Origin of the sequence: Paramicrobacterium humi (assembly GCF_900105715.1) — a bacterium.
Lineage (GTDB): Bacteria > Actinomycetota > Actinomycetes > Actinomycetales > Microbacteriaceae > Paramicrobacterium > Paramicrobacterium humi.
On sequence record NZ_FNRY01000001.1, the window covers coordinates 735,939 to 760,367 of the forward strand.

The following is a 24,429-nucleotide window of genomic DNA, read 5'->3' on the forward strand; positions in this document are numbered from 1 at the left end:
TCGGAGGCTGTGCCTCCGATATGGGGTTGACCCGGCGCTCGCTCCTCTGGTAGGCCGCTCGAGACTTCTTGACCGTACGCTGGAGGTTCCAACTACGCTGGAGGCGTGAGCGGCACGAGCAGCACGAGGATCCTCCGATTGCGCCTGCGCCAGCACCTCATCGACCTCGCGGGCGGCTGGGTGCGCGGGGCCGGCATGCCGACAACGCGCATCGCGCTTCCCGGCAGCGACGACGCGATCACGCAGAAGCACGCGCGGTCGGTCATCGACCTGTGTCTGCGCATGGGCGAGGCGATGCTCGCGACGGGAGCGTCGTCGGCGGACGTCGTGGCGACCGTGCTGCGGCTCAGCTCGAGCTTCGGCATCAGCGGCATGCACGTCGACATCGCCTTCACGTCGATAACGGTCTCGGTGCACCGCGGCGTCGACGAGGACCCGATCTCGGTCGTGCGCGTGGTGCGCGTGCGCACGACGGACTACACGCGCCTGCAGGACGTGTACCGGCTCATCGACGACATCACGAGTTCCGACGAGCCCGTCGACCCGGATGCCGCTCGCGAACGGCTCAACCGGATCCTCGTGCAGCCGCACCCCTACCGCCGCTGGGTCATGTCGCTCGGCAAGGCCGTGCTCGCGGCGGGCGTCGTCGTGATGTACGACGCGAGCATCGTGCTCGTGCTCGTCGCGGCGGGCTCCGCGATCGTCGCCGACGTCGTCACGCGACGGCTCGAGAAGTGGCGGGTCTCGGCGTTCTTCGTGCAGATGGCGGCCGCTGCCGTGATCACGGCGATCGCCGCGGCGCTCAAGTGGTTCAGCTCGCTCGGGCTCGCCCTGCCGGGGGCGGATCAGCCGACCGTCATCGTGATCTCGGGAATCATGCTTCTGCTCTCGGGCATCGGCCTCACGGCCGCCGCGCGCGACGCGATCGACGGCTACTACATCACGGCGTCCGCGCGCGGGCTCGAAGTGCTCATGATGACTCTCGGTCTCGCCGTCGGGATCTTCGTCACGCTCGGCGTCGCGCTGCGCCTCGGCTCCCCCATCACCGTCGGCACGTCGCTCGGGCGCACCGAGAGCATTGCCGCCGGCATGCTCGGCGCGGGCCTCATCGGAATCGGCTTCGCGCTCACCTCGTATGTGCGTCTCATCATCGCCCCGCTCATGGGCATTCTCGCCGCTGTCGTGTTCGCGGTCTTCTTCGTCGTGCAGCCGCTCGCTCCCGAACCGGGTCTCGCGCAGGGCACGGCGGGAGTCGTCGCGGGGGTCGCGGCGTACCTGCTGTACCGGTGGATCAAGGTTCCCGAGGCGGCGATGACGATGGCGGGCATCATCGGGCTCATCCCCGGCCTCACGGTGTATCGCGCGATCTTCACGCTCATGAGCAACGACCACGGGCTATCCAGCTCGCTCGTCGAGTTCGTCTCCGCTCTCGCGATCGGCATCGGTCTTGCGGCGGGCACGACGATCGGCGGCCACGTCACTCGGCGCGCGTTCGGCCTCGACCGCGCTGCTCAGCTCTCGATCCGACGCACGCGCGGCCCCCGCTGAGCCGTTCAGCGCAAGCGTGACGGCGGCACGAGCGTCGCGAGCTCGTCGCGCATCCACCAGAGTCCCGTGCGGCGACGCTCCTCGCGCGTGGCGAAGCGGTACGCGAACAGACGAGCGCGCACCATGCGCGGCCGCTCGCCGTGGAACGGGTCGACCCGCAGAAGCCGCAGCGTCGCGGCATCCGCTTCGAGAAGTCTCTGCAGAAACCGCTGGAACCACACGTCGTCCCAGGAGCCGAGCGCGAGGAACCACATGAGCCAGTCGAGGCGCAAGTGGTACGGGGCGAACTGGCGCGGGACTCTGGTGGGGTCGCCGGGCTTGCCCTTGAACTCGTAGGGCTTCCAGTCCGTTGGGCCGGGATCGTCGCTCATCGTGCCCTCGACGATGACCTCACGGCGCAGCTGAGTGACGCTGCCGAACGCGCCGTACGCGTTCACGAGGTGCCAGCGGTTGAAGCTCGCGTTCATGAGCTGGCGGCGCGAGAACAGGTTGAGCACCGGCTGCCAGCTGAGCGCCGCGAGACCGAGGAAGGCGAGCGTCGTGAGCACGAGCCACCAGATCGGCATGGGGCCGCCCGCTCCCTCGCCGATGTGCTCCCAGCCCCAGCCGGGCCAGCCGTGCCCGGTGATCCAGTCGAAGAACGAGTCGCTGATGCCGCAGAACGCGATGACGATCGTGATCCAGTTGAGCCACGCGAAGTTTCCCGAGATCACGAGCCACAGCTGCGTGAGGATGATGAGGCACGCGGCGAAGCTCGCGATGGGCTGTGGGAAGAACAGCAGCCACGGCATGCCGAGCTGCACGATGTGGTTGCCGAGCGTCTCCAGGCGGTGCACGGGCTTGGGCAGCAGGTGCGCGAACCGGCTCACGGGGTTCGGCATGGGCTGGGTCTCGTGGTGGTAGTACATGGCCGTGAGATCGCGCCACGTTCGGTCGCCGCGCATCTTGATCATGCCGGCGCCGAACTCGAGCCGGAAGATGAGCCAGCGCAGGAACAGGATGATGAGGAACGGCGGCGCGGCCTCGTTCGAGCCGAGCAGCCCGACGATCGCGCCGGCCTCGAGAAGCAGCGACTCCCAGCCGAAGCCGTAGAAGGTCTGCCCCACGTTCACGATCGACAGGTAGAACACCCACATCACGGCGAACACGGCGAGCGGCACCCACGACGGGCCGAGCTGCGGGAGGCCGAGAACGACGGATGCCGCGAGCGCGATGCCGATCGCGGCGGTGAGGCGCAGCATCCTGTCGCTGTATCGCCAGCGGAAGAGGCTCGGGAATCGCTTTGCGCTCGTGCGGGCGATGAACGCGGGCGCCGGGAGCAGGCCGTGCTCGCCGAGGAGGGCGGGGAACTGCGCGATCGCCGAGGCGAACGCGACGATGAAGATCGCCGCGACGCCGCGTTCGATGATCTCGCGGGCGATCGTGTAGTCGCTCGCCGAGGCCCACGTGAGCCAATCGGTCCATTGCATGTGCACTCACCCCCAGCGTCGGGTTCAACCGGTGCCAGCCCATCACCGTGCCTGCGGCGCTGCAAGGGGTTGCGCTCGCACGGCGTCGTTCACGAGGCCGACGATAGGCTCGTTCCATGGCGAGCTGCCGGCGAGCCGGCGGCTCGGGAGCCCCTCGAACGGGCCTACGCGCCGATCGCCGCCGAGAAGCGCATGGCCGATCTCCGCCGCCGGGAGCGGGAGAGCGACAAGCGGCTGCTGAGCCCGGCCTGCGTCGACGCTCTCGCCCACTATGGAGCACGTGTCGACCTGCACGCTGACGCCGTCTGCGACTTCTCGCACGCGGGGAAGGAGTGGTCCGCCCAGCTCCACGACACGATGGTGGTCGTCTACGACGGGCAGGGGGTGCCGCCGATCGGCTCGCTTCGCCCGATCAGTGCCGCGGAACAGTGGCTCGTCGGCATGATCGGCGCGGCGACCAGGACCGAACGTGGGCTGCCCGCGTTACCCGCATTCGACGCGCGTCCGGTGCCGGAGCTTCGTCGTCAGAGAGACAAATGGTTCAGCCTCGGATCGGCAACCGTCACGGTCAACCTTGCTGATGGACTGCCCGTTGAGGTGTTCCGCTTCGTCAGCGGGCGCTCGCTGCCCGAGATTCGCGCGGCGATCGGACAGTGACCGCGCGCTGAAGGGGTTTGCGCTCGTCGAAGCGAGCGGCCGGAGCGGTTGGGAGCCAGAATGCGTTTTGGGAGCTCGTTCATCCTGGCTCCGCGGGACAGTTCTGGCTCCCGAACTCAACCGGCTACGACAGCGACACGTCGAGGATGACCTTGCCCTGTGGGCGTCCGAACTCGAGCCGGTCGAACGCGGCGGCGGCATCCACGAGCGGGAAGACCGAGTCGACGCGGGCGCCATAGCCGTGCTCGCTGATAAGGCCCGGCAGTTCGTCGAGTACGTCCCACGCGCTGTCGGCGCCGCCGCCCGTCGCGCGCGCCCCGAACTGCGGCGCGTCGAAGTCCGCGATCGAGACGACCTGCGAGGGGTCGTCGACGAGACCCACGAGCTCGGGCAGCGAACCGGAGCCGGCCGTGTCGAGAACGGCGTCGACGTGATCTGCGATGTCGCGCACGCTCGCGGCGATGCCCGCGCCGTAGAGCACCGGCTCGGCGCCGATACTCTGCAGGTACTCGTGGTTGCGCTCCGACGCCGTGCCGATCACCCGGGCGCCCCTGATGCGGGCGAGTTGAACGGCGGCGGCGCCCACTCCGCCCGCCGCGCCCTCGACGACGAGAGTCTGCCCCGCCTGCACGTTCAGGAGGCGCAGAGCCCGCTCGGCGGTCTCGGTGACAAGCGGCAGGCCGGCCGCCTCGATCCAGCCGAGCCCGGCGGGCTTCACGGCCACGTGCCGGAGCACTGCGAAGTCCGCGAGAGTGCGGAATCCCCAGCCGAGCACTTCGTCGCCGACCGCGACATCCGCGACGCCGTCGCCCACCTCGTCGACGATTCCGGCGGCGTCGAAGCCCGGAACGGCGGGAAACGTCGCCTCGCCCATGTCTCCGCTGCGCTTCTTGACGTCGGCGCGGTTCAGCGCGGCCGCGCGCACCCGGACGCGCACCCGGCCTTCGCGCGCGTGCGGCTCGTCCCGCTCGGTCACGTGCAGAACCGACGAGTCCCCGAACCGGTCATAGGTCACAGCGCGCACATCGGCCTCCTTCGATCTGTCTCCAGCTTGGCCACCGTCACTGTGCGTTCACTGGCTGCCGCCCTCCGGGAACGAGCGCGGCGAAGCGCGCGGCGGCCTCGGAAGCGCGCGCCCGACCGGCGACGTACCCGTCGGGGCGCACAAGGTAGAACTCTCCGGGGACGAGCGGCGTGCCGGGCGCGGCCGGGAACCGGTGCACGGTAAGCCCGAGCGAGCGCTCGAGCGCGTCGACCGCCGCGGACGCGACGCTTCCGTACTCGTGCACCTGCCACTCGCACGAGCGCAGCGCCTGGAAGTTCTCGCCGGCCCACGGCAGACGGCGGCCGACGACGCTGTCGCGCTGCCCGTCGTGCTCGCTGCCGGGCATGCGGTAGCGCACGCGGATCTGCGACAAGTAGCCGAACAGCCGGCGGGCACGGCCGAGGCGTGGAACGAGGGAGGTGACGGGGCCGCCGAGCACGCGGGGCACGATGCGGCGCGCGAGAGCCGGCAGCATCCGGTCTGATGTGACGAACGAGAACAGCCGGTCGGCCGTCGCGACGAGGGTGAGCGCGACCGGGCGGCGTTCCCGCTCGTAGCGGTCGAGGGTGTCGTCGTCGGCGCCGCGGCGCAGCACGTCCGCGAAGGCGAATGCGAGATTGTGGGCGTCTTGAAGTCCTGTGTTCATGCCCTGCGCGCCGACGGGCGAGTGCACGTGGGCGGCGTCGCCGGCGAGGAACACGCGCCCGTCGCGGAAGCGCTCGGCGACGCGGTGATGCACGCGGTATGCGGCGAACCACGAGGCCGACCGCCAGTGCACGCCGAACTGCGCGGCGACGCGTTCGGCGACGGCGGTCTCGGGGTCTGCGCCGTCAGAAACGGCGCTCGGCACGACCGTGATGACACGGGCGTGCCCGGCGCCCGACATGGGGAAGGTGAGGAGAAAGTCGGTGGTGGCGGGGCGGATGTTGATCGCCTCCTCGTCGATGCCCGTGACTCCGTCGGCGTCGATGACGCAGAACGTCTGCGGGTTTGTGGTTCCCGTGAATCGGATGCCGCGGGCCTCCCGCACGGCGGACGACGCGCCGTCCGCGCCGACGAGGTACCGGGCCGTGACGCTCACCGTCTCTCCGCCGTGGTCGAGACGCGCCTCGACGCCGTCGCCGGTCTCCGTGACGGACTGGAACGCGTGCTCCCAGAGCACCTCCCGGCCGAGCAGCCGCAGGTTGTCGTCGAGGATCTGCTCGTTGCGGCTCTGCTCGAGCATGTACACGCGCGGATACGGCGTGAGCCCCTCGCCGAGCGCGGCGAAGGGCACGCGGTGGAACATGCGCGGTCCGAGGCCGAATCGCGCGGCGGGCGCCTCCCGCGCCTGCGCGAGAACCTCGTCGGCGAGGCCGAGCTGGGCGTAGATCTCGATCGAGCGCGCCTGCAACCCAAGTGCGCGAGACTCGCGCGTCGTGCCGGACTTCGCGTCAGCGATGATCGCGCCGATGCCGAGCTTCGCGAGCCAATTCGCGAGCATGAGCCCCGTCGGCCCGGCTCCCACGACGAGAACGTCCGTGTCCATGTCCTCGACGCTACGCCGCTGGCCGCGCCCCGTCGAGAGTCGGTGACGCAGCGCGTGAGGCCCTGCCCCTAGACTTGGCGCAAACGAGCAGACGGGCGAGAGTCAGCGGATGACGACGGGACGACTCGAAGCGTTCAGCGATGGCGTGCTGGCCATCATCATCACGATCATGGTGCTCGGCCTCGCGGTGCCGCAGGGCGGCTCGTTCGCCGCGTTCTTCTCGACCGTGGGCACGGGGCTCCTCGGCTACGTGCTGAGCTTCGCCTACGTCGGCATCTACTGGAACAACCATCACCATATGTTCCAGGTCGTGGAGCGAGTGACGGGCCCCGTGCTGTGGGCCAACCTGCACTTGCTCTTCTGGCTGTCGCTGCTTCCGCTCACGACTGCGTGGCTCGACTCGACCGGCCTCGCTCCCGCCGCCGTCATCGTCTACGGCACGGATCTGCTGCTCTGCGCCGTCGCCTACTTCCTTCTGCAGTCCGCCGTGCTCCGCGCGGAAGGCGCCGGGTCCCGGCTGCGGCGACTCATCGGCCGCGACTGGAAGGGGCACCTGTCTCCCGCCCTGTACGCCGTCGGCATCGCCCTCGGCGCCGCCGCCTTCGCACTGCCGGGCCTCGCGTGGGGCTCCGTTCTCATCTACGCGGGCGTCGCCGTCATGTGGATCGTCCCCGACCGCCGCATCGAACGCGGCGTCGCCCCCTACCCGCCGCCCACCGAGAGGAACAGCCCATGACCGAGCCCTTCGTGAGCATCGACACGGATGCCGCCGAGCCGCCGTTCGAGCAGATCCGCCGCCAGGTCATCGACGGGGTGCGCGTTGGACGGCTCACGCCCGGAGACAAGCTGCCGACGGTCCGCGGCCTCGCGCTCGAGCTCGGCCTTGCCGCGAACACGGTCGCGAAGGCGTATCGGGCGCTCGAGGCCGACGGCGTCATCGAGACGCACGGCCGCAGCGGCTCGTTCGTCTCGACGCACGGCGACCCGATCCAGCAGAAGGCTCAAGCCGCGGCGCGCGACTTCGCGCAGCGGATGGCGGAGCTCAGAGTGGATGCCGAGGACGCGCTCGCCTACGTGCAGCGCGCCCTCGGCATCCGATAGCTCTGTCGACCGCCCTCCGTCAGACTTCGTCGGTCGTTCTGCCCACGGGTTCCTTCTCTCCCGCGAGCCAGCGGGAGTGCAGCACGTCGCCGATGAACAGGTCGTAGACCAAGACGCCGATCACGCCGCCGACGAGCGGCCCGATTATCGGAACCCAGAAGTACCAGCTGAACGAGCCGTCGACCGTGCCCGGCATGGCGACATCACCCCAACCGGCCGCCCACGCGAACAGGCGCGGGCCGAGGTCGCGCGCGGGGTTGATGGCGTATCCCGCGTTCGCCCCGAAGGACATGCCGATCGCGGCGACCGCGATGCCGATCATGAACGGTCCGAGGTTCGCCTTGACCGCCGTGTTGCGCAAGTCGATCACGGCCGCCACGAACATCACGAGGAACATCGTGCCAACGACCTGGTCGATGAAGGGCCCGAACATGTTGCCGTTGAAGTACGGCGCCGGGAAGGTCGCGAAGATCGAGAACGTGATGTTTCCGTCCGCATCGGTGCGGCCGGTGCCGAGCGCCTTGTTGAACGCGTCGATGGCGTCGTGGTACACGAGGTAGACGAGCGCCGCGCCCACGAAGGCGCCGACGAGCTGTGCGGCCATGTACGGCAGCACCTTTCGCCACGGGAACCGTCGTCGCACGGCGAAGGCGAGCGTCACGGCGGGGTTGATGTGCGCACCGCTCACGCCGCCGGCGACGTAGACGCCGAAGGCGACGGCGAATGCCCAGCCCCACGTGATGAGCAGCCAGTCACCGGCGCCTTGGAAGAACGTCGTGGGATCGGCGGTTCGGCCCGATCCCGGCAGGCCGGCGACCGCCATAGCGACGACCCCGTCTCCGAAAGCGATAAGGACGAACGTTCCGAGGAACTCTGCGAGCACCTCCCCCCAGGTGTTGTCCAAGCGTTTCAGGCCGCTTCCATGCCGCAGGGCGGTGCGTAGCGGAGTCACGTCACTCATGGTGATCCTCCTGGGATTCTGACCGCAATGTCTGTATTTCCCGAGTCTCGTCTGTACATGACGAAGCCTCAATTGGCACGGTACCCCCGCCCTCGCCGCTTGGCAATAGGCCAGCGGGCCCTCAGCTCACGGGCGAATATCGCATCTCGGGGCGGCCGGTCTGCCCATACCGCGGCGCGACCGTCGCCCGGCCGGCGGTCGTGAGGTATTCCAGATAGCGGCGAGCGCTCACGCGCGACATCCCCGTCGCTTCCGCGATCTCGACGGCCGACGCGGAATTTTCCGTCTGCGCGAGGGCCGCGGCGACGCGCTCGAGCGTGGCCTTGCCGATTCCCTTCGGCAGGGCGGACGTCGACTGTCGCCGGCCGTCGTGCATGATCGCGTCGATGGCGGACTGGTCGATGACAGCGCCCGGCTGCGTGTCGAGTCGCCGCTTCGACTGCGCGAACTCGGCGAGCGCGTCGCGCAGCATCCCGGCGCCGAAGGGCTTGACGAGGTAGCGGAACGCGCCGCCGAGCTTCGCCCGCCGCACGCTCTCGAGATCGCGCGCGGCCGTGACGGCGATGACGTCGATGTCGCGTGTCGCGTCCTCCGCCCGAAGCCGGGCGAGAACGTCGAGGCCGTTGATGTCGGGCAGGTAGAGGTCGAGCAGCACGAGCTCGGGCTTCAGGGCGTGCGCCTGGCGAAGCGCCTGCCCTCCCGAGTGCGCGACGCCCACGACGGTGAACTCCTCGAGCGACTCGATGAAGCGCTTGTGGATGCTCGCGACGGCCACGTCATCGTCGACGACGAGCACCGTGCGCGGGCTCATTGCGAGACCGCCGTTGTCGGAGCCGTGAACCGCTCGACGAGGGTCACCGTGAACGTGGCGCCGCTTCCCGGATCGGTCACGAGGTCGATGCCCCCGCCGTGGCGCCGGGCGATCCGCGCCACGAGCGCGAGTCCGATGCCGCGCCGACCGTTCGTCGGCTCCTTCGTCGACACGCCCGTGTCGAAGATGCGCTTCGCAAGCTCGCTCGGCACGCCGTCGCCGTCGTCGCTGACGGTGATCACGCACGACTCGTCGTCGTGGATGCTGACGGTCACCGTGCCGCCCGGCTCGCACGCATCGAGGGCGTTCTCGACGAGGTTGCCGATCACCGTGAGCACGTCCATGCGCGTATCCGCATCTCCCGAGAGGTCACGGAGGGAGCTGCCGGAGTCGATCTCGAGGCCGATGACGCGCTCGCGGGCGCGGGCACCGAGCGAGATCAGCAGGGCGCTGACTTCGAGATCCCCGATCCCCGGGTGCGCGGCAGACCCGGTGAGGGCGCCTCCGCCGTTCGTGCGCTCGATGAACGCGACGGCCTCGTCGGTGTGGCCGAGCTCGATGAGACCGGAGATGACGTGCAGCTGGTTGGAGAATTCGTGCGCCTGGGCGCGCAGTCCCTCGGCGAGGCCCTGCACGCCTTCGAGTTCCCGCAGCATCTCGTGCAAGTGCGTGTGGTCGCGCAGGATCAGCACGACGGCGGTCGGCCCGCTTGGCACGGCGACCGAGTCGCTGTGCGCGATGAGCACACGGTGCCCCGCGAGAATGAGCCGTTCGTCGACGTCGCGTTTCTCGACGAGCTGGAGCACGTCGGCCTCCAGCACCTCCGCCGCGGGACTGCCGACGTAGTCGACCTCGTCGTCGAGGTCGAGCAGGCGGCGTGCCTCGTCGTTGATGAGCGCGATGCGCTGCCGCTCGTCGACGGCGACGATTCCCTCCCGGATGCCGTGGAGCATGGCGTCGCGGGTCTCGAGAAGAGCGGCGATCTCGTCGGGTTCGAGGGAGTAGATGCGACGGCGGATGACGCGCGTCGCCCATGCGGAGCCGAGCACGCCGAGGCTCGCGGCGATCGCGAGCACGACGACGAGCTGCAGGGTGTCGCCCACGAGGGCCTCGTCGAGGGTCGACTCGAGGATGCCGACCGACACGGTGCCGATCACGCGGTCGCCGGAGAACACGGGCACTTTGACACGCCACGACTCCCCGAGCGTCCCCGTCTGAGTGCCGACGTACATCTCGCCGGACAGAGGAACCGACGGGTCCGTCGACACGCGTTTCCCGATCCGGCTCGCGACGGGGTGCGAGTATCGAATGCCCTCCGCATCGGTGACGACGACGTATGTCACGTTCGACGCCTCGCGGATGGCTTGCGCGATCGGCTGGATCGTCGCGGCGGGATCGTCGCTCGAGTACGCCTCGAGCACGGCCGGCATCGTGGCGATCGACTCGGCGACGGAGACCATGCGGTCCTTGTACGCCTCACGCAGCGCATGCTCCTGGAACAGCGATGACGCTACTCCCGCCGTGACGACGGTGATGAGCACGATGGACACCTGCAGCACGAGCAAGTGCACCCGAAGCGACATCGGCCGAGTCATGGCCACCATTGTCCCATCGAGGAAGCGCGCTTTCGCGCTCGATTACGTGACCACAATGACCACAACGCCCCGTCTTCGGGTGCTCGTTACCCGTTTCCGTTCGAGCAGCGCACCTCATCGACGGTCTGCCCCGTGACCGAGCGCGGCAGCTCGACCTTCGACGCCTCGGTCGCACCCGGCGTCGCGGTCGACGGCGTCTCGGGCGGCGCACTGTTTTCGGGCGAGGGGCTCTGCGGCTTCGAGCCGTAGTAGCCGGACCCGCCCGTGAGCACGAGGCCCTTATCCGCCTTGACCGCGTCCATGAGCGTCCGAGCGGCATCGGTGATGGGCACGACGCCGTCGGCGACGTCGGCGACCGGGTACTGGACGAGCGCGAAGTTCCCAGCGGGCACGTCCTTGAGGGCGAGCGCGATCGACACCATGGTGTTGAGATTGTCGAGGCCGTCAGACAGCGTGACGTTCTTCGCCGCCACCTTGGCTATCGAGTACAGCGTCACGGGGGATGACAGCGTCTCCGACGATTGCAGCTTCCGCATGAGCGCCGACATGTAGACCTGCTGGTTGCTGATGCGGCCGATGTCGGACCCGTCGCCGACACCGTGCCGGGTGCGCAGGAACTGCGCCGCCTCACGGCCGTTCAGTGTGACGTTTCCGGCGGGCAGGTTGAGATCGGTCTTCGGGTCGACGATCGGATCGGCGAGGCACACGTCCACGCCGCCGACGGCATCCGCCATCGCCGTCACGCCCTCGAAGGTGACGGCTGCCGCGAAGTGGATGGTGAGACCGGTCAGCTGGCTCACCGTCGACCAGGTGCACGCGAGACCGCCGATCTCGAGGGACTCGTTGATCTTCGCGGAGCTGCGCGGGCTGTGCGTCACGCCCTTCTGATCGGTGCAGGCGGGAATCGGCACGAACGTGTCGCGGGGGATCGAGATCACGACGGCGTTGGAGTGGTCTTCGGAGACGTGCACGAGAATCGTCACGTCATTGCGCTGCCCCTGGATCTGAGAGGCGTCGCCGTAGCGTCCGCCCTGACCCTGCCGCGTGTCGCTGCCGACGAGCAGCATGTTGAAGCCGCCCTCGATCGCGTTGACGTCGGGCACGGGCGGCGCCGTCGTCCCGCCCGGTCCGACGAGGGTGATCGTGGGCTTGAAGCTGTGCAGCACGTCGTAGATGGCCCACGCGGCGACTCCTGCGGTGCTGACGAGCACGACGGCGAGCGCTATCGCGATGCCCGACACGGCCGCGCTCACGGCACCCCGGCGCCGCTGTCGACCGTGCCGGACGACGGCGATGCTGCGGTCTTTCGCGGCGTCGCGTCCCATAACCGAACAGTCTAGGCGGCCACGCTCACGAGGCCGTCTGATCGATCGGCGTCTCGACGACGTCGCGATTCGTGATGCCGATGAGGGAGACGATGCCGCCGACGATGAGCATCGCCGCGGTCACGATCATGCCCCGTCGAAATCCGTCGAGGTCGACGCTGCCGCCGATGATGAGGCCCGCGCACGCGACGGTCACGAGTCCCGCGACCCGCGAGACGGCGTTGTTCACGGCCGAGGCGATGCCCGAGCGCTCGGTGCTGATGGCGCCGAGAATCGCACTCGTGAGCGGCGCGACAGTTATCGACAGCCCGAGTCCGAAGAGCAGCAGACCGGGAAGCAATTGCAGCCAGTAGTTGATCGCGGGCTGCACCGTCACGGTCAGGGCGAAGCCGATGCCCGCGACGATCGGTCCGACGCCCATGAACAGGCGCGGTCCGATGCGGCTCGACCACGCGCCGATGCGGCCCGACAGGGCGAGCATCACGAGAGTCGGGGGCATCGTCGCGAGCCCCGCGAGCGTCGCCGGGAACCCCGCCGCCTGCTGCAGGTAGATGACCATGATGAACAGGCCGAAGCTCAGCGCGCCGTACACGAACACCGTGGCGACGTTCCCAACGGAGAAGTTCCGGGCGCGGAACAGAGTGAGCGGCAGCATCGGCGAGCGCGCCCTCGCCTGCCACACGATGAACAGAGCGGATGCCGCCACGCCGACCACGAGCGGAACGAGGACGACGAGGCTCGTCCACCCGAAACGCTCTTGCTCGATGAGAGCGAACACGAGGCCTCCGAGTCCGACGGCACCGAGCACAGCGCCGAGAATGTCGACGTGCGCGCCGCCGGCCGGGCGGGGCTGCGCCGGCATCCGCCGCATGAGCCACAGCGTCACGACGATGGGCACGACGTTGATGGCGAAGATGAGACGCCAGCTCACAGCATCCACGAGCCCGCCCCCGAGCAGCGGCCCGATGATCATGGCCGTGCCCGTCCATGCGGTCCAGCGGCCGATGGCGCCGCCCTGCTCTTTCGAGGGAAAGGTCGACATGATGATGGCGAGGGAGCTCGGCACGAGCAGGGCCGCTGCGACCCCCTGCAGCGCGCGAGCGATGATGAGCAGCGTCGCCGTCGGCGCGATGGCGCACAGCAGCGACGTCACGCCGAACCAGACGAGGCCGGCGGCGAGGACGCGACCGCGTCCGAACGCGTCGGAGAGGGAGCCGGCGAGCAGGATGAGCGCGCCGAGCGTGAGCATGTACGCGTCGACGACCCACTGCTGCACGGCAAGGCCCCCGCCGAGCTCGTCGGCGATCGACGGCAGGGCGACGTTCACGATCGAGCCGTCGAGGAACGACACGAACGAGGCGAGGATGGCGACGACGAGCACGAGTCGCTTCGCGCGCTCGCCGGCGGAGACCTGCGTGTCAGCCATACCCCGATTATGCGCCGGTTGCGCGGCCGCGGCTCACTCCTTCTCGGCGATGGCCTTTACCGTTGCGACGAGACCGTCCCACATTTCTCGGGAGTGGTCGGCGGCCTCGGCGCTCGGGTTATTATCCTGCTCGAGCGTCAGTTCCGTGCGATCCCCGTCGTCGGTGAGCGTCCACGTGAGCGTGTGGTAGTTCTCGGGCTCGTCGGGGAGGCCGGTGAGGGGGCTGAAGTGCGTCATCACCATCCGGTGTTCCGGCTCGAATTCGAGGATCTCCCCCTTGTCCTCGTACGGCGAGCCCTGCCACGTGCCGCGCCAGACGATGCGGCTTCCGGGCTGCCAGCTCGTCTCGACCTCCGTGCCGAACATGAACTGTCTGATGGCCTCCGGATCGGTGAGCACCGACCACACGCGAGTCGGCGTGGCGGAGATGGAGGTCGTGGATGTGGCGATGTGGTTCTCGGTCATGACGGCGGCTCCTCATGCCTGTTTCTCTGCAGAATACGCCGCACCCGCGGAAGCGGGAAGCGCGAGAGCTCCGGTCGGCGCTACGCCTGCTCTCGGCGGCGCGCGATCTCGGTGATCCAGATCGGCGCGAACGGAGACGTGCAGTTCGGCGGAGTCGGATAGTCCTTGAGCACTTCGAGGCGTTCGCCGATCGCCAGCGCGCGCTCGCGGAGCTCGGGATGGTGGATGCCGATCATGGCGAGGCACTCGTTCATCGCCCACTGCAACCGCTCGGGCGCGTCCCTCATGTGCGCCTCGATGAGATCGAGAAGCCCCGGCAGATGGAGGCCGTCGGGCTTCTTCTCGACGAGAGCGCTTGTCAGCGACCACCCGGCACTTGCGACGACGGGGTCCGGATCTGCGAACCACGCCGTCCGAAGCTCTTCGACGTTGGCGTTCTTCTTGACGACGTAGCTGAGGAGCCAGTCGTGCACTTTCGGAACCCGGGCCTCGCGGAGCATGGTGTCCAACTCGTCGGCATCGTACGCTTTGGGGCGGCACACGAGAATCGCGACGAGACGCGCGGCCGTGTCGCCGGTCGCCCACAGCCGTCCGGCGAGCTCGTGCTGCGTCTTGAGGCTCTTCGCGATGGCGCGCAGCTTGGTGAGGTTGACGCCGTGGTCATCGCCGTGGCGCTCGTTCACCGCCCGGATCCTGGGATCCTCCAGGGCCGCAAGCTGGGCGAGGACGGCATCGACGTCCGCGTCGCGAGTGTCGACCATGGCGTCCTCCTCCACCTCTGGGCGTGCATCAAGACTAGGCCGCGCTGGACTCCGCAGCCGGATGTCGGTGCTCGCCCGTATCGTTCACACATGCTCAGTCCTGCCCAAGCCCATGTCCTCGCCGAGGCCTACCTCGCGGTTCACCGGTCTGACCGGCAGGTCTCTCCCGAGGTCTACGGCGACAAGGACGGGTACACGATCGGCTTCGGCATCTGGATGGTGGACGAACTCGTCCCGGTCTGCGGTGAAGGTCCCGTGCTCGTCGACCGGCACACGGGAGAGATGAGATTTCTCGGCTCCGTCGAGCAGTTCGACCGGCTCGGTCGCATGCGGCGCGTGCTTTAGCGGGCCACCCGAGCGGGACAACACACGCGTCAGATGACGGGCTCGCTCCACGGGTCGAGGTTTCCGAACCGGTGCGCCGTGATCGAGATCGCCTGCTCGTGCAGGAACGGCAACAGCTCGATGCGCCCGGACTGCGTCACCGGGCCGGCGTAGATCGCGACGTCGGGGTCGCCGTCGAGCGCCTCCGCCAGGCGGCGGTGCAGGTCAGCGCGCCGGTCGGCGTCGCCGCCGACGAGCCGGACGCGCGGCACGCGGCCCTGCGGCGGTCCGTCGAGAAGCGGCGGATTCGCCGTGCGCTCGATCCACTCGGCATCCGACTCGACAGTGATCACGACCCCGAGCGCGTCGAGCATGCGCAGCACCGCCGTCGGCATGGGCTCTGCGACGCTCACGCTCACATGCGAGCGGGCGCGCACTCCGGCGACGATGACGCGAAGCGTCTCACCGAGTGACGCGTCGGCTGCGGCGCGAACGGCGACGGGAACCGGTCGATAGCGCAGAATGTTCCGTTCGACGGTGAGGCCGCTCGCGTCTCGCACATCGCCGTATTCGCCGGCCCAGGCGATGGCATCCGAGAGGGCGGAGCGCCGCAGCACGTCGAACTCCTCGTATCCCATCGACGGCTGGGCGGCCTCGATGAGGGAGGTGATGCGCGAGTCGAGCCCGCGCAGGTGCAGCGTCGAGCTCGAGCTTCCGCGAGCGGTGCGCCACGAGCCGAGCCCGTACAGGTAGCTCGGTCCGCCGGCCTTGGTGCCCGCGCCGACGGACGAGCGCTTCCAGCCGCCGAACGGCTGACGCTGCACGATGGCTCCCGTGATGCCGCGGTTCACGTACAGGTTGCCGGCCTCGACGCTCGCGAGCCAATCCTCGAGATCCTGCGGGTCCTGCGTGTGCAGTCCCGACGTCAGGCCGTAGTCGATGGCGTTGACGTAGCGGATCGCGTCGTCGAGCGTGCGCGCGTGCATGACGCCGAGCACGGGCCCGAAGAACTCGGTCAGGTGGAAGTACGAGCCGGGCTTGACGCCCGTGCGGATGCCGGGAGACCACAGTCGTCCCGTTCGATCGAGCCGCTTGGGCTTGACGAGCCACTCTTCGCCCACGCCGAGCTCGGTGAGCGCGTGCAAGAGCTTGCCGTGCGCCGGCTCAATGAGCGGGCCCATCTGCGTCGAGGGATCTGAGGGGTATCCGACGCGCAGCGACATGGTCGCGTCGACGAGCTGGCGCTGGAAGCGCTCCGAGCGCGCGACCGAGCCGACGAGGATGACGAGGCTCGACGCGGAGCACTTCTGGCCGGCGTGGCCGAACGCGCTCTTGACGACGTCGGATGCCGCGAGGTCGATGTCCGCGCTCGGTGTGACGATGATCGCGTTCTTCCCACTCGTCTCGGCGAGCAGCGGCAGGTCGGGCTTCCACGAGCGGAAGAGCTTCGCGGTGTCCCACGAGCCGGTGAGGATGACGCGGTCGACGGCGTCGTGCGAGATGAGTGCCGTGCCGAGCTCGTTCTCCTCGAGCGAGACGTAGGCGAGCAGCTCCCGCGGCACTCCGGCTTCCCACAGGGCCTCGACCATGACGGCGGCCGTGCGCTCGGACTGCGGCGCGGGCTTGATGATGACGCCGGAGCCGGCGGCGAGAGCCGCGAGCACTCCTCCCGCGGGAATGGCGAGCGGGAAGTTCCACGGCGGCGTCACGACCGTGAGCCGGGAGGGCACGAACACGGCGCCCTGCACGCGGTCGAGCTGTCGCGCTTGGGCCGCGTAGTAGTGGGCGAAGTCGATCGCCTCACTCACCTCGGGGTCCCCCTCGGCGATCGTCTTGCCCGTCTCGGAGCCCATCACCTCGAGCAGCCGGTCGCGGTGCGCGGCGAGCGCGTCGGCGGCGCGGTCGATGACGGCGGCGCGATCGGCGGCCGGGCGCTCGCCCCACGCCGCTCCGGCATCGCGCACGGTCTGAATGAGCCCTTCGAGCTCGGCGGGGTCGCTCACACGGTGCGCGGCGACGGTGTCGACGCCGAGCTGCGAATCCTCCATGCGCGCGATGATGCCGCGGCCCCACACGCGGTTCGCGGGCAGCGCGGGGTCGGTGTCGGGCGTGTTGCGGAAGCCGGGCATGCCCTCCTCGCTGTGCGTGACGGCGTCGAAGGTGCCGGTGAAGATGCGCGTCGTGTCGAACGGGCCGGGAATCTCGCCCTTCGGCCGGCCGAGGTGCAGCACTTGCTGCGTGAGTCCGAGCTCGACGGCGTCGTCTGCGGGGCGAGTGGTGGCGGATGCCGCGTCGGGCGCGGCGCCGCCGTCAGCGGCATCCGTTCGGCTGTCCTTCGGCACGTCGCCGGCGAGGCGCCACTCGTTCGCGCGGTCCTGGTCGCGATTGCGCGCCGGCGGCTCGGCGCCGTCCCGGTCGAGTTCGGCGACGGAGTCGAGGAAGCGCTTCTTCTCACGCTCGAGCAGCGCCGGGTTGTCGTTGAGCTCGAACACCGCCGACATGTAGTTCTCGGTCGACGCGTTCTCTTCGAGACGGCGGATGAGGTAGGAGATGGCGACGTCGAACTCGTGCGGGTTGACGACGGGCGTGTAGAGCAGCAGGTCGCCGACGACCTTCCTCACTTCGGTGGCCTGCCCCGTTGCCATGCCGAGCAGCATCTCGAATTCGACGGCGTCCGTCACGCCGCGGCTCTCGGCGAGCAGCCAGGCGTAGGCGACGTCGAAAAGGTTGTGGCCCGCAACGCCGAGCCGCACGGCATCCGTCCGCTCGGGCGTGAGCGCCCACTCGAGCACGCGCTTGTAGTTCGCGTCGGTGTCCTGCTTGCGCGAGTACGGCGCCTGCGGCCAGCCGTGCATCTCGGCGTCGACGTTCTCCATGACCAGGTTCGCGCCCTTCACGAGGCGCACCTTGACGGGCGCCCCGCCCGCGGCGCGGCGAGTGCGCGCCCACGCGTTGAGCTCCTGCATCGCCGCGAGGGCGTCGGGCAGGTACGCCTGAAGCACGATCCCCGCCTCGAGATCCCGCAGCTCGGGATGCTCGAGCAGTCGCGTGAACACCGCGATCGTGAGGTCGAGGTCGCGGTACTCCTCCATGTCGAGGTTGATGAACTTGCGCTGCCCGGCCCGCTCGCGGTCCGCGGCGAGGCGATACAGCGGGAGCACCTTCTCGACGACGAGCTCGACGGCTTCGTCGAAGGCCCACATCGACAGCTGCGCGACGATCGACGAGACCTTGATCGAGACGTAGTCGACGTCGTCGCGCTCGAGCAGAGCCATCGTGCCGTCGAAACGACGCTGCGCCTCGGCCTCGCCGAGCACCGCCTCGCCGAGCAGGTTGAGATTGAGCCGCGAGCCGTCCTCGCGCAAGTGGGCGATCGCGGGACCGAGCTTCTCGGGCGTCGCGTCGACGACGAGGTGGCCGACCATCTCGCGCAGCACACGACGGGCGATGGGGATGACGATGCCGGGGATGACGGGTCCGAGCACGCCGCCGCACGCGATGGCGGCGCGCATGTACCAGGGCAGGAACTTGGGCGTGAGCTTCGCCACCTTCTGCAGCCCGTAGCCCGCGACGAAGAGGTCCTCCGGTCGCATGACGCCGTCGACGAAGCCGACGGTGAACGGCAATCCGTTCGGGTCTTTGAGAACGCCGGCGAGCCGCTGCGCCGCGGGATCGCTCGGGAAGTCGGCGCTCTCGCGCACCCAGTGCTCCGCGAGCTTCACAGCCTCGCGGGCGAGGGGGTCGCGGGACGTGTCGATCGACGCTTCAGCCATGCTCACGAGACTATTCCTCCGCCAGACGTTCGGGCTTCTCCGCTCAGTCTGCATCGCCGAATTCAACAGGTACAGCGACTATTCTCGAAGGATATTCGTCAAACCTGCTTCACTGTTGAGGAGGACGGATGCTGGACATGCGCCGCCTGCGGGTCCTGCACGAGCTCAAGCTGCGCGGCACGCTCGCGCGCGTCGCCGACGCGCTCGCCTACAGTCCGTCCGCCGTCTCGCAGCAGCTCGCGCAGCTTGAGCGCGAGGTGGGGGTGCCGCTGCTGCAGAAGAGCGGCCGGCGCGTTCTGCTCACGCCGCAGGGCGAGGTGCTCGCCGAGCGCGCGGGCAGCCTGCTCGACGCCCTCGACGAGGCGGAGTCCGCCGTTACCGCTTCGCTCGGCTCGGTGTCGGGCACCGTACGCCTCGCGGTGCTGCAGTCGGCTGCGCACGCGATCGTGCCGCGAGCGATCGCGCTCGTCGCGCGACGGCATCCCGACTTGCGCGTACTCACGATCGAGCGTGAACCGGATGCCGCCCTGTTCGAAGTGGCCGCGCGCGATTTCGACCTCGTGATCGCCGAGCAGTATCCGGGACGCACGCGCGCGATGCGCCCCGATCTCGATCGGGTGCTGCTCGGCCTCGACGCCCTGCGGCTCGCGGTGCCGCCGCACGTGACGGTGAGCGCAGCCGACGCGAGCGAGGGCCTCCCGGCATCCGTCCGACATGTGCCGTGGGTCATGGAGCCGAGCGGAACGGCGTCACGCAGCTGGGCGCTGCAGCTGTGCCGCCAATCGGGCTTCGAGCCCGACGTTCGCTTCGAGACCGCCGACCTCATGGCGCACGTCCGGCTCATCCGCACGGGCAGCGCCGTCGGCATCCTGCCCGACCTGCTGTGGGCGGGCGACGTGCCGAGCGTTCGGCTCCTCGATCTGCCGGGCTCCCCGCAGCGGGAGCTGTTCACGTCGGCGCGCGCGTCGAACGCGGCCCGACCGGGAGTCGTCGCGGTGCGGGAGGCGCTCGCCGACGCCGTCGCCGAGATCTCCGCGCGCAGCACAAGCGACGCTTGGGGACCGCTGCCGATTGAGCGTACGCAGAGCCCGGCTCTACGATCGAGCCATGACTCGCACGATCGATGAGAGCGCCCTGACCGCACACGTCGATCGGTCAGCGGTCCGCGCCTTCCGGAACGACGTGGCGAGCGGCTCGTACGGCGTCGCGGCGCGGCGCGCAGCCGGCTGGGGCGGCAGCATCCTCGTGTTCGTCATCGTCGGCGTCGCCGCCCTCGTCATCGGTCCTGCGATCGTGTCGGGCGTGGCCGAGACGGGCTTCTCGGTAACGGCGTTCATCCCCGTCGCCGTCGTCGCCGCCGTGATCGCGGGCGTCCTGCTGATCCGTCACTTGCGCTGGGCGCGCTGGCTGCGCCTCGCGAACTTCGCCGCCGCCAACGGCTGGGGCATGCGCCCGGAGACGGTCGGGCCGAGCTACCCCGGGCTCATCTTCGGGCAGGGCCGCGACCGCACGGCATCCGATCGCCTCTACGCGACGAATGGCCGCTACTTCGACATCGCCAACTACCGCTACACGACGGGCAGTGGGAAGAGCAGCACGACGCATCGCTGGCAGTACGTCGCCGTCAAGCTCGACCGTAGACTGCCGCACATGGTGCTCGACTCGCGCTCGAACAACGGCCTCTTCGGCTCGAACCTGCCGCGCGCGTTCTCTCGCGACCAGGTGCTCTCGCTCGAGGGCGACTTCGATCGGCACTTCACGCTCTACTGTCCGCGGGAGTACGAGCGCGACGCGCTCTACGTGTTCACGCCGGACTTCATGGCGATGCTCATCGACACGGTCTCGGGCTTCGATGTGGAGATCGTCGACGACTGGATGTTCCTCTACGCCGGCGGTTCGTACGAGCCGCTCGAGGCGGGCACGTGGCGCCGGTTTCTGCGCATCGTCGACACCGTCGCGGCGAAGGCGATCGCTCGCTCCGACAACTACAGGGACGATCGGATGCTGCCGGACGGCGCCGAACCGCTGCACGCGCAGGCGGCGACCGCGAACCTCGTGGCCCCGCAGGGGCGCCGGCTGCGCACGGGCGTTCAGTGGGGCACGATCGCGGTCATGGCGTGCATAGCGATCGGCTGGCTGCTCATGACGATGATCTGACGGATGCCGCGCGGGCGCGTTCTGTCAACGCCTGGGATTCTGCTGTCGAGGCGACGATGCTGGCGAGAGAGTGACAGGAGGAACAATGACCCGCACGCCGACCGACGTTATCCACGATCACCTGATGAAGCGCCTCGAGGGAGATCTGGAAGGCGACATTGAGCAGAACTTCTCGAAGGACATCGTGATCCTCTCGGGCTTCGGAACGTTCCGCGGCCACGATGGCATCCGCCAGTCCTCGGCTCTGCTCGCCGAGGCCGTGAGCTCGGGCATCTTCAACTACAACCGCACCGTGATCGAGCGGGACTATGGGTTCCTCGAGTGGACGGCGAAGGGCGACGACGACATCATCCGCGACGGCGCTGACTCGTATTTCGTCGTCGACGGGCTCATCGTCGCCCAGACGATCCACTACACGACCTGGCCGCGCGACTGAGTCAGGCGAAGAAGCGCGCGAGCTCAGCCGCGGTTCGCGTCCGGCGCCAGTTCAGTGCTCATCCGCGTCGCCCTGATGACGCGTCGCGATGTCGGGAATCGCTGCGACGGGCACGAGCACGATGTCCTGCACCCGCCAGTCGAGCGAGGCGCACTTCCGCGTCGCCTCCTCGAGCTTCTCCGTCGATACCTTCCCCCTGCGCGGAACGACGAAGGTCTCGATGTGGAACACCTGCCCCTGGTCGCGCACGCGGGATCCGACGTCGACGACCCACGGCAGCGACCGCAGGTATTCGTGCACGTCATGCACGAGCGGATGCGCCTTCTCCTGGTCGAACGTCGTCGCGCGCTTGTCCATGAGATCGAGGACAGCGGCCTTCGTATTCTTCACGCCGTCCCACAGGATGCCGGCGGCGATGAACAGCGCTGCGGCGGAGTCGAGCCACCACAGTCCCACCCCGATGCCCGCGACGCCGATGATCGAGCCGACGTTCGTGGTCCAGTCGGCGCTGCTCATGTCGGCATCCGCGAACAGCAGCTTGTTGTGCAGCCGACGCGCGACCTTCATCTTCGCGCGGCCGAAGAACACCGGCGGTGCCGCGATGAGCGCCATGATGCCCATCATGAGCCAGCCGAGCCATACCGTGTGCCCCCACAGATTCACGGTGCCGATCGTGGGGTGCTCGGCCGCGATCAGGCCCGATGCGGCCTCGATGATGAGGTTTGCGGCCACGAGCACGAGAGCGACCGCTGCGACGAGATGGCCGACGCCCATCGCCCGGTGGTAGCCGTACGGGTGCGAACGACTCGCCTTCCGGCCGATGAACGCGACTGCGATCAGGAAGGCGAACTGCGGTGTGGTCGAGAGGATGTCTTAGACCCACGCCGTCTTCATCGCCTGCGAGTTGCCGAGGACGAAGTACACGATCGTGACTGTGCACGCCGTGAACGCGATACTGAGCCACTCGAGGCGCACGGCCTTCTTGAGCGCGTCCTCCTGCTCGGCGGGCAGCGCCCGCTTCACTCGTTCGACGTTCGCGATCATGCGTCCACCCTCTGTGAATCGAGATACGTCTCAAGCTCGCTCAACAGCGCGTTCTCCCCCATCGGCAAGAGCATGACGACGCTCAGCGACGCCCCGTCGTCCGCCGTCGTCTGCAGGTACGGCCGGGTGAGCCCGACCCGATCCGTCCAGGGCGTCTGGTCGGTGATTCCGCCGATGACGACGTCGAGCTTCTGCGTCTCAAGGCCGCGCACGAGAGCCTCCTCGCTGCCCACCGTCCAGTCGATCTCGGCGTCGATGCTGCGGGCGAAGCCGCGAACGATGTCGACTTCCTTCCCGCTGTAGCCGCTGTCGTCGACGACGGCGAGGTCACCGTTGGGTGAGATGCCGACGCGGAGGGTGCCGCCGCTCGCGCGGTCGAGGGAGCCGTTCGGATCAGTGGGGATCGTGATGCCGCAGCCGCTGAGCGTGAGCATCACGAGCAGCGCGAGGGCGCCGACAAGTAATCGCATGCTCTGACGTCAGGAGAGCGGCGCCGGCGACGGGGAGTGCTTGACAAGAGCTTGCACCGCCGACTATCCGCGAGACCTGTGCTGACAACTCGGGCTAGCATGTGGGCATGGCAGATTCATCGTTTGACATCGTCAGCAAGGTCGACAAGATGGAGGCGGACAACGCCGTCAACCAGGCCCGCAAGGAAGTCGAGCAGCGCTATGACTTCAAGGGCACCGACGCCTCGGTGGACTGGTCGGGAGAAAAGGTCCTGCTCAAGGCCAACACCGAAGAACGCGTGAAGGCCATTCTCGACGTGTTGGAGTCGAAGTTCATCAAGCGCGGCATCTCACTCAAGAGCCTCGACGCCGGCGAACCGTACCCGAGCGGCAAGGAGTACCGCATCGAGGTCGGTCTGAAGAACGGCATCGAGTCGGACCAGGCCAAGAAGATCTCGAAGCTCATCCGCGACGAGGCGCCAAAGAGCGTCAAGAGCCAGATCCAGGGCGACGAGCTGCGCGTGCAGTCGAAGAGCCGCGACGACCTCCAGTCGACGATCGCGCTGCTCAAGGGCAGCGACCTCGACATCGACCTGCAGTTCATCAACTTCCGCTGAGGATCGGGCATCCCGAGCGGATGCCGTACGACAAGGAGCACGAACAATGAAGATCGGCTGCCACGCGTCCGTCTGGACCGGCACGTTCGACGAGGCCGGCCTGCGCACGGCGTTCGAGGGAACCGCGAAGGCGGGCTTCGACCTCATCGAGCTGCCGCTCTTCCACCCCGACGACTGGAACGTCGAGCTCACCAAGGCGCTCGCGGCCGAGCACGGCCTCGCCGTGACGGCATCCCTCGGTCTGACCGATGACATCAACATCAGCTCCGAGGACACCGCGGTCGTCGAGCGCGGCGAAAAGCACCTGACGAAGATCCTTGAGATCCTGCACGAGCTCGGCTCGAGCCACCTTGTCGGTGTGATCTACGGGCCGATGAAGAAGCACATGCGCACGGCGACGGAACTCGAAGTGCAGCACGGCCAGGAGGCGATCGGCCGCCTCGCCGACCGCGCCGCCGAGCTCGGGATCCGGTTGGGGCTCGAGGTCGTCAACCACTACGAGACGAACATTCTCAATACGGCGAAGCAGGCGGTCGCGTACGTCGAGCAGGTCGGCCGGGACAACGTCGGCGCGCACATCGACACGTACCACATGAACATCGAGGAATCGAGCATGTTCGAACCGGTCCTCGCCGCGCACGCGGCCGGACGGCTCGAGTACGTGCACATCGGCGAGAGCCACCGCGGCTACCTCGGCACCGGAAGCGTCGACTTCGACACGTTCTTCAAGGCGCTCGGACACGTGCGCTACGACGGCCCGATCGTGTTCGAGTCGTTCTCCTCTGCCGTCGTCGATCCGCAGCTGACCGCCACGCTCGGCATCTGGCGCAACCTCTGGCAGGACGGCGCCGACCTCGCCGCACACGCGAACGCCTTCATCCGCGGACACCTGCACGCGGTGGAGACGATCGCGCTGCACTGACGACGCTCGCCGCCG

At 68.7% G+C, this 24,429-nt stretch carries 24 protein-coding genes; 10 read left to right on the forward strand and 14 right to left on the reverse strand.

Going from position 1 to position 24,429, the window contains the following annotated elements:
* Positions 1-105 precede the first annotated feature (105 nt).
* Positions 106-1,548, forward strand: coding sequence for a threonine/serine exporter family protein (locus tag BLV49_RS03710; protein WP_245723527.1), 1,443 nt, complete (start codon positions 106-108; stop codon positions 1,546-1,548).
* Between the two features lie 5 nt (positions 1,549-1,553).
* Here BLV49_RS03710 and BLV49_RS03715 read toward each other — a convergent pair whose 3' ends face one another.
* Complete coding sequence (locus BLV49_RS03715) at positions 1,554-3,017, reverse strand: lipase maturation factor family protein (protein ID WP_091179925.1); 1,464 nt, start codon at positions 3,015-3,017, stop codon at positions 1,554-1,556.
* A 192-nt stretch (positions 3,018-3,209) separates the two neighbouring features.
* Between BLV49_RS03715 and BLV49_RS03720 the strand changes: the two genes are divergently transcribed.
* A complete protein-coding gene (locus BLV49_RS03720; protein ID WP_143033944.1) occupies positions 3,210-3,674 on the forward strand; it encodes a hypothetical protein in 465 nt (154 codons plus the stop codon).
* 124 nt (positions 3,675-3,798) lie between these two features.
* Here BLV49_RS03720 and BLV49_RS03725 read toward each other — a convergent pair whose 3' ends face one another.
* Together BLV49_RS03725 and BLV49_RS03730 are read right to left on the reverse strand one after the other, a co-directional pair.
* A complete protein-coding gene (locus tag BLV49_RS03725) occupies positions 3,799-4,698 on the reverse strand; it encodes an NADP-dependent oxidoreductase (protein ID WP_091179932.1) in 900 nt (299 codons plus the stop codon).
* Positions 4,699-4,735: 37 nt separating this feature from the next.
* Positions 4,736-6,247 (reverse strand): FAD-dependent monooxygenase, encoded by a 1,512-nt coding sequence (locus BLV49_RS03730; RefSeq protein ID WP_091179939.1) that lies wholly within the window; start codon positions 6,245-6,247, stop codon positions 4,736-4,738.
* A 109-nt stretch (positions 6,248-6,356) separates the two neighbouring features.
* On the opposite strand from BLV49_RS03730, the gene BLV49_RS03735 reads away from it, so the two are divergent.
* Both BLV49_RS03735 and BLV49_RS03740 read left to right on the forward strand, forming a co-directional pair.
* Entirely contained in the window at positions 6,357-6,983 is a 627-nt protein-coding gene (locus BLV49_RS03735; RefSeq protein WP_091179944.1) for a TMEM175 family protein, read from the forward strand.
* Positions 6,980-7,348, forward strand: a complete 369-nt coding sequence (locus tag BLV49_RS03740; RefSeq protein WP_091179950.1) for a GntR family transcriptional regulator — start codon at positions 6,980-6,982, stop codon at positions 7,346-7,348. Before BLV49_RS03735 ends, BLV49_RS03740 begins: the two co-directional genes overlap by 4 nt.
* Positions 7,349-7,367: 19 nt before the next feature.
* Here BLV49_RS03740 and BLV49_RS03745 read toward each other — a convergent pair whose 3' ends face one another.
* The 7 genes from BLV49_RS03745 to BLV49_RS03775 form a co-directional block, all read right to left on the reverse strand.
* The gene (locus BLV49_RS03745) at positions 7,368-8,309 is read right to left on the reverse strand and encodes an MIP/aquaporin family protein (RefSeq protein ID WP_091179953.1); all 942 of its coding nucleotides are present in this window, start codon (positions 8,307-8,309) and stop codon (positions 7,368-7,370) included.
* A gap of 121 nt (positions 8,310-8,430) precedes the next feature.
* A complete protein-coding gene (locus BLV49_RS03750) occupies positions 8,431-9,120 on the reverse strand; it encodes a response regulator (protein ID WP_091179956.1) in 690 nt (229 codons plus the stop codon).
* Complete coding sequence (locus BLV49_RS03755) at positions 9,117-10,715, reverse strand: ATP-binding protein (protein WP_218132590.1); 1,599 nt, start codon at positions 10,713-10,715, stop codon at positions 9,117-9,119. The genes BLV49_RS03750 and BLV49_RS03755 overlap by 4 nt, the downstream gene beginning before the upstream one ends.
* A gap of 86 nt (positions 10,716-10,801) precedes the next feature.
* Positions 10,802-12,040 carry an LCP family protein gene (locus BLV49_RS03760; RefSeq protein WP_091179961.1) on the reverse strand — a complete coding sequence of 413 codons (1,239 nt, stop codon included), beginning with the start codon at positions 12,038-12,040 and terminating at the stop codon, positions 10,802-10,804.
* Positions 12,041-12,065: 25 nt separating this feature from the next.
* Complete coding sequence (locus BLV49_RS03765; protein ID WP_091179966.1) at positions 12,066-13,466, reverse strand: DHA2 family efflux MFS transporter permease subunit; 1,401 nt, start codon at positions 13,464-13,466, stop codon at positions 12,066-12,068.
* A gap of 33 nt (positions 13,467-13,499) precedes the next feature.
* Positions 13,500-13,931: an SRPBCC domain-containing protein gene (locus BLV49_RS03770; RefSeq protein ID WP_091179970.1), complete on the reverse strand. Its 432-nt coding sequence runs from the start codon at positions 13,929-13,931 to the stop codon at positions 13,500-13,502.
* A gap of 80 nt (positions 13,932-14,011) precedes the next feature.
* Entirely contained in the window at positions 14,012-14,692 is a 681-nt protein-coding gene (locus BLV49_RS03775) for a DNA alkylation repair protein (protein ID WP_091179974.1), read from the reverse strand.
* Between the two features lie 90 nt (positions 14,693-14,782).
* On the opposite strand from BLV49_RS03775, the gene BLV49_RS03780 reads away from it, so the two are divergent.
* Positions 14,783-15,037 carry a hypothetical protein gene (locus BLV49_RS03780; protein WP_091179977.1) on the forward strand — a complete coding sequence of 85 codons (255 nt, stop codon included), beginning with the start codon at positions 14,783-14,785 and terminating at the stop codon, positions 15,035-15,037.
* A gap of 29 nt (positions 15,038-15,066) precedes the next feature.
* On the opposite strand, the gene BLV49_RS03785 is transcribed toward BLV49_RS03780, so the two are convergent.
* A complete protein-coding gene (locus tag BLV49_RS03785) occupies positions 15,067-18,789 on the reverse strand; it encodes a proline dehydrogenase family protein (protein WP_091179981.1) in 3,723 nt (1,240 codons plus the stop codon).
* A gap of 128 nt (positions 18,790-18,917) precedes the next feature.
* Between BLV49_RS03785 and BLV49_RS03790 the strand changes: the two genes are divergently transcribed.
* From BLV49_RS03790 to BLV49_RS03800, 3 genes are all read left to right on the forward strand, one after another.
* Positions 18,918-19,916, forward strand: coding sequence for a LysR family transcriptional regulator (locus tag BLV49_RS03790; protein WP_091179986.1), 999 nt, complete (start codon positions 18,918-18,920; stop codon positions 19,914-19,916).
* Positions 19,897-20,946, forward strand: a complete 1,050-nt coding sequence (locus BLV49_RS03795) for a hypothetical protein (protein ID WP_091179989.1) — start codon at positions 19,897-19,899, stop codon at positions 20,944-20,946. Before BLV49_RS03790 ends, BLV49_RS03795 begins: the two co-directional genes overlap by 20 nt.
* 85 nt (positions 20,947-21,031) lie before the next feature.
* Positions 21,032-21,382 (forward strand): nuclear transport factor 2-like protein, encoded by a 351-nt coding sequence (locus BLV49_RS03800; protein ID WP_091179991.1) that lies wholly within the window; start codon positions 21,032-21,034, stop codon positions 21,380-21,382.
* A gap of 51 nt (positions 21,383-21,433) precedes the next feature.
* On the opposite strand, the gene BLV49_RS03805 is transcribed toward BLV49_RS03800, so the two are convergent.
* Genes BLV49_RS03805 through BLV49_RS03810 form a run of 3 tightly spaced genes read right to left on the reverse strand, consistent with a single transcriptional unit; the run spans position 21,434 to position 22,896 of the window.
* Positions 21,434-22,252: a cation efflux transmembrane domain-containing protein gene (locus tag BLV49_RS03805; RefSeq protein ID WP_342706639.1), complete on the reverse strand. Its 819-nt coding sequence runs from the start codon at positions 22,250-22,252 to the stop codon at positions 21,434-21,436.
* 3 nt (positions 22,253-22,255) lie between these two features.
* Positions 22,256-22,426 (reverse strand): hypothetical protein, encoded by a 171-nt coding sequence (locus tag BLV49_RS17360; RefSeq protein WP_342706612.1) that lies wholly within the window; start codon positions 22,424-22,426, stop codon positions 22,256-22,258.
* Positions 22,423-22,896 (reverse strand): transporter substrate-binding domain-containing protein, encoded by a 474-nt coding sequence (locus BLV49_RS03810; protein ID WP_091179993.1) that lies wholly within the window; start codon positions 22,894-22,896, stop codon positions 22,423-22,425. The genes BLV49_RS17360 and BLV49_RS03810 overlap by 4 nt, the downstream gene beginning before the upstream one ends.
* Positions 22,897-23,003: 107 nt before the next feature.
* On the opposite strand from BLV49_RS03810, the gene BLV49_RS03815 reads away from it, so the two are divergent.
* Together BLV49_RS03815 and BLV49_RS03820 are read left to right on the forward strand one after the other, a co-directional pair.
* Positions 23,004-23,492 (forward strand): YajQ family cyclic di-GMP-binding protein, encoded by a 489-nt coding sequence (locus BLV49_RS03815; RefSeq protein WP_091179996.1) that lies wholly within the window; start codon positions 23,004-23,006, stop codon positions 23,490-23,492.
* A 46-nt stretch (positions 23,493-23,538) separates the two neighbouring features.
* The gene (locus tag BLV49_RS03820; protein ID WP_091179999.1) at positions 23,539-24,414 is read left to right on the forward strand and encodes a sugar phosphate isomerase/epimerase family protein; all 876 of its coding nucleotides are present in this window, start codon (positions 23,539-23,541) and stop codon (positions 24,412-24,414) included.
* Positions 24,415-24,429: the final 15 nt, after the last annotated feature.